General features: G+C 44.9%; 4 protein-coding genes and 3 pseudogenes. 5 read left to right on the top strand and 2 right to left on the bottom strand.

What is annotated here, in order from left to right; translation table 11 throughout:
- Window positions 1-106: 106 nt before the first annotated feature.
- Window positions 107-601 (top strand): annotated as a pseudogene (locus ACFE90_RS33765) (IS4 family transposase); the annotation flags it as partial.
- A 49-nt stretch (window positions 602-650) separates the two neighbouring features.
- Here the strand turns inward: ACFE90_RS33765 and ACFE90_RS33760 are convergent.
- Window positions 651-1154, bottom strand: coding sequence for a hypothetical protein (locus tag ACFE90_RS33760; protein WP_375506656.1), 504 nt, complete (start codon window positions 1152-1154; stop codon window positions 651-653).
- A gap of 547 nt (window positions 1155-1701) precedes the next feature.
- Here ACFE90_RS33760 and ACFE90_RS33755 point away from each other — a divergent pair.
- The 4 genes and pseudogenes from ACFE90_RS33755 to ACFE90_RS33740 form a co-directional block, all read left to right on the top strand.
- The gene (locus tag ACFE90_RS33755; protein WP_375506655.1) at window positions 1702-2160 is read left to right on the top strand and encodes a deoxyribodipyrimidine photo-lyase; all 459 of its coding nucleotides are present in this window, start codon (window positions 1702-1704) and stop codon (window positions 2158-2160) included.
- Window positions 2161-2384: 224 nt separating this feature from the next.
- Window positions 2385-3749, top strand: a pseudogene (locus tag ACFE90_RS33750) (IS4 family transposase).
- 88 nt (window positions 3750-3837) lie between these two features.
- Window positions 3838-4980 carry an alpha/beta fold hydrolase gene (locus ACFE90_RS33745; RefSeq protein ID WP_375506654.1) on the top strand — a complete coding sequence of 381 codons (1143 nt, stop codon included), beginning with the start codon at window positions 3838-3840 and terminating at the stop codon, window positions 4978-4980.
- Between the two features lie 604 nt (window positions 4981-5584).
- A pseudogene (locus ACFE90_RS33740) lies at window positions 5585-6511 on the top strand (DUF2252 family protein); the annotation flags it as partial.
- Between the two features lie 298 nt (window positions 6512-6809).
- Here ACFE90_RS33740 and ACFE90_RS33735 read toward each other — a convergent pair.
- Complete coding sequence (locus ACFE90_RS33735; RefSeq protein ID WP_375506653.1) at window positions 6810-7547, bottom strand: helix-turn-helix domain-containing protein; 738 nt, start codon at window positions 7545-7547, stop codon at window positions 6810-6812.
- Window positions 7548-7876 lie beyond the last annotated feature (329 nt).

Below are 7876 nucleotides of genomic sequence, written 5' to 3'. Positions count from 1 at the left end.
GTTGTTTTTGTCTTGGGTTGGGTTGCCACTCCCCTCGACTCTACCTCTCGTCCGATACCCATTTTTGACCGATTGCTTATGCGATTGGGTTTTTTCCGTAACATCGGGTTTTATCAACTTTAATATTGCAGGTAAATGGATACGTAAATATTTAGGAGTTGCCCCCAATGAAGGATGGTTTATTCTCACAAATTTAGATACTTTAGAATCTACTATCAAAGCCTATAAACAACGAGTTGATATTGAAGAGATGTTTAGAGATTTTCAGAGCAGTGGCTACAATTTAGAATCTACTAATGTGTCAGGACAACGATTAATTTCTTTAATTTTATTAATATCACTTGTCTATACTAGCGCCACAATATCTGGTCAGAAAATTAAACGTATGGGGATTCAAAAATATGTCGGTCGTCTTATTGAATCTGGGCGAACTGTTCGCCGTTATAGCAGTTTTTATATTAGATTATATAGGTCTAATTGGGTCAATTTCATTGAATAAACAAGCGAGTTAGTCGCCGAATTATTGAGATTAAGTCCTAATAAGCGCAAATACTACCAGCAAGGAGAAAGGGCGATGAGGCTTATTTTATCTGTATCCTAGCCCAAGTTGTAGCCCCGTAAGCTGGTTAATAGTCGCCAGCACAAAGATCCTAACTCGCTACACCTAATTCTTCATCTGCTGGTTGTTGCTCCTTGACAGCACCCAGTGACTCAATAAAAGCGTCGATTGCCTTGGCTACTGATTGCTTGCCTGTTTTCAATTGGGAAAGGATATTTTCGCGTATTGCTGAATAATCTGGTAGGACTTGCTGCTCAACAGAAACAGCCTCTCGTGTAGGTAGGGCAACTTCACCATTACGCTCATCTATTAAACCCTTTATCTGAGCGATCGCTTGGGCTAATTCCTGCCTAATCACCTGTTTTATCTCTTCCCCATCAGCTGTAGACGCAGCTAAAGCATTTACTTCCTGCTTAACTATTTCCTTGATCTCATCACCATTAGATAACGCCAGCCCAGCTTTTGTCTGACCCAGGATTCCCTGGAGCAATCTTGTCGCTGTGTGATTTAATGACTCATTTTCAGAAATCTGCATTGCTGATAAGGCTTTGACTTCTGCATCAGTTAGCCCAATAGAAATTGTCACCTTAGCCATACTTTTGAAACCTGTAAATATTAATAAAGCGCATCGTTAGTATTGGGTTACAGCGTTTGCATACAGTACTTTGATTGCTGATCATAAATGCTGTATAAACAACTTATCAACGACCCAATTTATTAAGCTTTGCCCTGTAAACAACTTTTACCCTTGATTTTTTAATCTAGCTTCAAATCAATCAAGTTGCCATTACTTCAATTCTAACGCACCCTTAGCTTAACATATATCAGCTAGTAGTTCGCCAAGCGAACTTGGCGGGGTAAAGGGGAAGGGGGAAAGGGTTTAAATCCTTACCCTTTTCCCTTTCCCCTTTCCCCAGGCCTCACAAGCGCATTTTTGGGTTAGCAGACTACTAGGGGGTATATCTGCATCCATTTATATTGACTTTTAAATGTTGTCCTACTTCTACTACCCTTGCAGTTTTACACTCCAGTGTGCTGTTTCAGTAGCTGCCTTCTATCATTGCTAGCCCTGCGATATTACCAATTCGACAGCAAAGAAAATTATTGGTACAAATGTATTCTAGATGAGATTAAGTTGAGCTATGCACCTTTTGTGGTTTCGTCGAGATTTGCGTTTAACTGACAACGAAATTGTCACACTAGCAACTGGTAATGATGCAAGAGTTCTGCCATTCTTCATTATTGACCCTTGGTTTTATACCTGGGCTAATGTCGGAACTACTAGAGTCCGCTTCTTGTTTGAGTCATTGGAAAATCTCGACTCAAATCTCCAAAAGTTAGGTAGTCGGCTGTACTTATTTGAAGGTAATTTTACAGACATCGTACAAGAGTTGACTAGGCAGTTAATCATTGCAGGATATAAACCCAAACTTTTCTTTAACCGTGATGTGCGAGTAGAGTACGGTGTCAGCCGGGATAAAACTATAGTTGATTTCTACAAACAGTTAAACCTTGATTACTACATAATGTCAAAACCACAACTAAGTGCAAGAAGAGATAGGCGTTCAATGCCAAGTAAAAGAAGAGACACAACTATTTGAGGGAAAATAGATTCTAGGGCAAATTGTGCAGCCTGACCCCAGTCCATTCGTGAGAATTCAAAACAGAGCGCCTTTTGTCAATCAGTTAAAATACTCAAAATATTCTTAATAAAAATGATAATCGTGGGAGGAGGCGAGCATCGCTCATTGGTGTCAACTTAAGCAAAAAGTGAGCAAAAGATGTAATCTAGGAACATCAATAATGATGTTCTTAGAGATACATCATGGCAAGAAAACGACCAGCGCGAACAGGAAATCCAGACCTACGGCAACAAAAACAAGTACCGATGCCGCCAATAGAGGAAATAGAGCAAAAAATCTATACATTGCTATCGCCTCTAAGTTTTAAACCCCTGAGATTGAGTGAAAACGAGCAAAACAAACAATTCCGAGACAGAATATTGACTTTACCAGTAATGATGGCGATCGTTGTGAGTTTAGTGTATCGTCAGATTCCTGGATTAAGAGAAGTGCAAAGGATCTTATGGCAAGAAGGACTGTTATGGGTGGGTCGAATTGAAGTCAGTGCCCAAGCAGTTTCAAAACGATTGAGAACACTGCCAATAGAATTATTTGCACAAATTTTCCAAGAAGTAATGGAAAGAATCAATAATGGGCAGCCACAAAATCAGGCAGTCCCGGTGAATTGGCAGCACGTGTATCAAAGGTTTACAGCTATCTGGATTGCTGATGGGTCAACGCTGGAAGCATTACGTTCGCGTAGCGTCTCGCAGAGAAGGAAGCTAAAAGCACTCAAAGGACAAGAAAAAATTCTGGCGGGTAAAATTATGATGGTGGTGGAAGCATTTACTCATCAACCGATCACAACCTGGTATACAGAAAATAGCAAAGCCAATGATAAAATCTGGTGCGAGCAATTACTTGAACGTCTACCGATTGGTGGATTGTTAATTTTTGATTTAGGGTTTTTTAAATTCCCTTGGTTTGATGCATTCACCACAGCAAACAAGTTTTTTATCACACGACTAAGAGAAAAAACTGCCTATAATGTAGTTCGTTGTTTGAGTAGTAGTCAATTCTATCGTGATGAAATCATAAATATGGGCGAATACCGCTCAAATCCTTGTAAGCAAAAAGTCCGCTTAGTTTCTGTGTTGTGGGGTAGAACTTGGTATTACTATCTGACAAATGTACTCGACCCTCAAATGTTATCTGCTCATCTTGTCTGTGAATTATATCGAAGACGTTGGCGTGTTGAAGATGCATTTTTACTCACAAAAAGGCTTTTGGGTCTGGCTTATATCTGGGTAGGCGATGCCAACGGCGTACAAATCCAAATTCTGCTGGCTAGTTGGATTTTTTACGCTGTTCTGAATCAATTATGTATTGATCTGGAGTAGTTTACCGCCGTAAGCATCGCTCTTAACCAACCTTTAGACCGAATTTCTACAGAAATGGTGTTTCGCGGTTTATACCATTTTTCCCAAGCTACTCTCCGTGGTGATGCCAGTGAAGTTGTTCCTTATCTTGTGGAAGGTCAAAAGCTGTTTGGACTAGTTAAAAGTAGGCGTAAGCGCCATCAAGAGATTGACGCTCACACTCAACAAATTTGGGCTTTAGCTCCTTAAGTTGACACCAATGGACTGCATCCTGCTCCCCGGCGGCAAACCCTTTTCACGTTCAAGAACCATCTAAATTCCGACGGAGTATTCGACCATGACAGACCTACTTCAACCGATCAATTTTGCAGCCGGACTGACGCTCAATCGGCGTTGCATCCTCCTCGGGATGAGCGCGGCCTCCATGTTAGGCGCAGCCTCCATGTCGGGCGTAGCATGGGGCATGCCCTCCTCCACGCTGGTTTCACAAACTTACAGCACGCTTCGTCACACAACGTACTACATCGAGTGCGGTCCGGCCGATGGACCGCTTTTGATCTTCCTCCACGGCTGGCCGAGCATCGGTTTGATATGGCACGCCCATATGGACGCGTTCGCCGCTGACGGTTGGCACTGCGTCGCTCCTGATCTGCGCGGCTACGGCGGCTCTTCCGCCCCTGCAGCCAACGACGCCTACACCACCGAGCAAGTCGTGGCAGACATGGCGGAGCTACATGACCATCTGGGCGGCAAGCCTGCGATCTGGGTTGGCCACGACTGGGGCAGTGTTGTGGCCGGTGCGTTGGCCGCGCATGAGCCTAAGCGGAGCCGTGGCGTCGTGCTGACCTCGGTGGCGTATTTTCCCGACGCGAACGCCCTGCCGACGCTCGTCCCGCTAGTCGACCGAACGATTTACCCGGCTGACCAGTATCCGGATGGCCAATGGGACTACTACCGCTACTACAACACGCACTTCGAGGCGGCGGTCGCCGACCTCGATGCAGACCTGGCAGCAACGCTGGCGTCGGTGTATCGACCAGGAAGCCCCGCCGCCATCGGCAAGGTTTCGCCGACAGCGGTGATCACGCGCAACGGAGGGCGCTTCGGTGCCGCGCACCGCGCCCCGCCGACTCAAGCTGACCCGGCTCTCTGGCCGCCGGTGGACTTTAACGTGCTGGTACAGGCGTTCAAGGCTCATGGCTTCCGTCCCCCCTGCGCGTGGTACCTGAACGATGATGCCAACATCACCTACGCTCGCAAGGCGCCCAATGGCGGCCGCCTGTCGCAGCCGGTGCTGTTCGTCAACGGCGACTGGGATCAGATTTGCAGCATCACTGGAAATCGCATGGGCGACCCGATGCGCGCGGCCTGCGCAAACCTTACTGTGACGAGTCTGCCCGCTGGACATTGGGTGCCGATGGAACGCAAGTCAGAACACATCCAGGCCATCCGCACCTGGCTCCAGAGCAAAAAGCTTTGATGGCGGCAGTGGGAAAGTGAAGTCCCACACGGGGACCCATTCTAAGAGGTTAAGATAAAGCGCCTTTTGTCAATCAGTTAAAATACTCAAACTAGTCTTAATAAGAATGATAATCGTGTAGGGGTAGGGGGAGAAGGTGAGCGCTGCTCACCTTCTCCCTCTGTTTTTGATTATCATTATCTTGAAAATCTTTAATAACTTAAATATGAGATGAAAACTTTACCTATCGAAGTTTGGTTTCATATGTGACTGTAACTATAAGTTTGCCAGGGCGGCACGTTTATGCTTTCAAAACGCCTGGGCAAGTTTAGGTGAAAAATTAGTGTCGGTTCGCAGACTAAATGAAAATTGTCGCGGACTATGTGAAAAATTGTCGCGGACTATGTGAAAATGACCTTGTGTAACCCTTATTCTCTCGTACTATATGGCGATCGCTAATTAGACCTCTTGCAAAATTATTTTGTGTTATGATTAGGGGTTTTGTCCGTTAAATCGATCTAATTATGCGATACGAACTCACAAAAAAGTTATCGAATCGGCAGTTCAAACGTTTGGTTGGAGTGCAACGGCATACGTTTGACGAGATGGCAACGATAATAACGTCTTTGATACCACTGACTTTGATGAAGGTTATCTTGGCCCCTACGTTTGGGATTTGCGACGGATGGCAGTCTCGATTCTCTTAGCAGCCAAAGAGAACGGCCTAAGCTCCAGTGATGCTCAAGATATTGTCCGAAATTTCCTGGATGCTTACCTCAACAAGATGAGTGACTTTAAGGGGACTAACGACGAGCTATCATACCGTTTGCAACAAAGCAATACCAATGGTGTGGTCAAGGATTTAATTCAACAGGCAGCAGGCAAGAGCCGCTCTAGTTTGCTAAATAAGTACACGCTGCTAAATAGTAGTAGCAATCGAGTTTTTCAGACAACCTCTGAACTCCAGCCTGTATCCAGCAGTACCTACTCAGATATTACTGGGGCAATGAGCAGCTACATCACTTCAATTCCTAGCAGTAAGCGTTATAGCAATAGTTACTACACCCTGAAGGACATTCGTCTCAAATTAGGTTCCGGTACTGGTAGTCTTGGTAAGTATCGGTATTACTTGCTGATTGAGGGCCCAAGTTCAGCAACCGATGATGACGTTTACCAGTTTGTTGCCCCTGATGATGAGCGTGATTCAATTTTTCGCCAGTGGTTAAATCGAGATGAAGCATTAAATCGTGAGTCGGTGTCAGGCAGCAATAATATAGAGTTCCCAACTCTCATTGCTGGCACAATATCAGATGACATTCCCCAAACATTAAATCAGGTTGAAAGTCCTGCTACCCACGGATGGAAGGGATTACGCCTGAAAATGCGCCTTGGACTCGACAGCGTTAGCAAGTTCTACCAACAGCTAGTCTCCCAAGTTGGCTTTTCTGTTGGTGTTGCTGATGGGAGCCTTACTGGAATGGGTATCTGGGCAAGTGGCAGGTCTGGGTTAAGTTTGGAGGCGGGTGTACCTCTGTGGTGTGCGATTGGTTGATGGTAGTGTAGTATCCCTTCCTCGACTAATCGCAGAGACTAGCTTGACAGTAAAATAGCTCTTGCAACATCTTGGGTAAAGGACGGAACGGCGCTTTGCCAATCCAGTAGGCATTTTGTCACGTGTGGCTCTTCACCTTTTTGAAACCAGCAAGAACCTACAGGCAACAGAACATCTTTTTCGCCTGGTGTCAACTCATCCAGGACTCGAAGGCGTCAAAATGGCCGAAGGCAATGCTTTTACCGATTAAAAAACTCCGTACAAACCTGCGGCATTGAGTCCTGAGAAGCGAGGCGAGCTATTTAAAAAATTGGCCCGGAGTCACTCCAAACCTTTTCCAAAACGCGGCCACAAAGGCACTGGGTTCGGAGTAACCAAGTTTATCTGCGGTCTCGTTGACTGTCATTCCTTCCGCAAGAAACTCCAGTGATTTTTCTAAAAAGAAGGCCCTCTTCCAAGCTGCAAAAGGACTTCCGGTTTCGGACGAAAACGCTCGAATCAATGTTCGCCTCGACATTCCGACGGCTTTAGCCCATTCATCAAGGGTTCTGGAATCGTCAGGGTGCTCTAACAAATAATCACAGATTTGCGTCAGTCGCTGCGATTTTGGAAACGTGACCCCGAATTTCTCTGATTCAGCGGCACGCAACTCCATCTTGATGACGTTAATGAGAAGTCTTAATTTTTTATTTGAAATGGAATTTTCATACTCCGGTAAGTCCTCCAATGCGGCTTTAAGCAAATTGCTTGTTTTAAGAACGCAGACCTTGTTTGGAAGAAATTTTCTATACGATCTTGGAATCATTGTTTTCCAACTTCCAGAGAGTCCCTGGCAACGCACTGAATGTGGATGATCTGGAGGAATCCAAACGAGTCTTTTTTGCGGAATGATCCAACTTGAATTTGAGGTCACTAGCCTCATTGTCCCCTTGTCCACGAAGTTCAGCTGACCATTCGTGTGGGAGTGCATCGAAACTTCCGCTCTTTTTGCCGTGTTATGAGGATACCTTTTAAATACTTCATTTCTTTCGGTCATGGCACGATTTCAATAAAACTTGGCATTTTATAGTTATCGGTTTAGCACTAAATTCTTTTAAAGTAAAGAATAGTAATAACGGAGTATGGCATGAATTCAAAAGCGAAAGGGTTGGCCCAAGAACTGCTTCTGGCGACCCAAATTTTGGCTAGTGAGGGCGTAATTGATGGATTCGGTCACGTGTCTGTTTGAAACCCAGATCAAATCGGTAATTATTTTATGTTGCGCGACAACTGCGGCTTGGATATGGAGGATGGGCAAGTGATTGAGCTGGATTACGCCTAATGTGAATTAAAGAGGTTGAGACTGGAAGGTGAGAACATTGATAC

The organism is uncultured Nostoc sp. (assembly GCF_964245445.1).
Taxonomy (GTDB): Bacteria; Cyanobacteriota; Cyanobacteriia; order Cyanobacteriales; family Nostocaceae; genus Nostoc.
The sequence above is the reverse complement of the archived record's forward strand: the minus strand, read 5'-3'. Positions and strand labels throughout refer to the sequence as shown.

What these genes read in the sequence shown, in the direction of transcription:
- ACFE90_RS33760 (WP_375506656.1), bottom strand. Translation starts at nt 1,154, where the DNA reads ATGGCTAAGGTGACAATTTCTATTGGGCTAACTGATGCAGAAGTCAAA.
- ACFE90_RS33755 (WP_375506655.1), top strand. Translation starts at nt 1,702, where the DNA reads ATGCACCTTTTGTGGTTTCGTCGAGATTTGCGTTTAACTGACAACGAA.
- ACFE90_RS33745 (WP_375506654.1), top strand. Translation starts at nt 3,838, where the DNA reads ATGACAGACCTACTTCAACCGATCAATTTTGCAGCCGGACTGACGCTC.
- ACFE90_RS33735 (WP_375506653.1), bottom strand. Translation starts at nt 7,547, where the DNA reads ATGACCGAAAGAAATGAAGTATTTAAAAGGTATCCTCATAACACGGCA.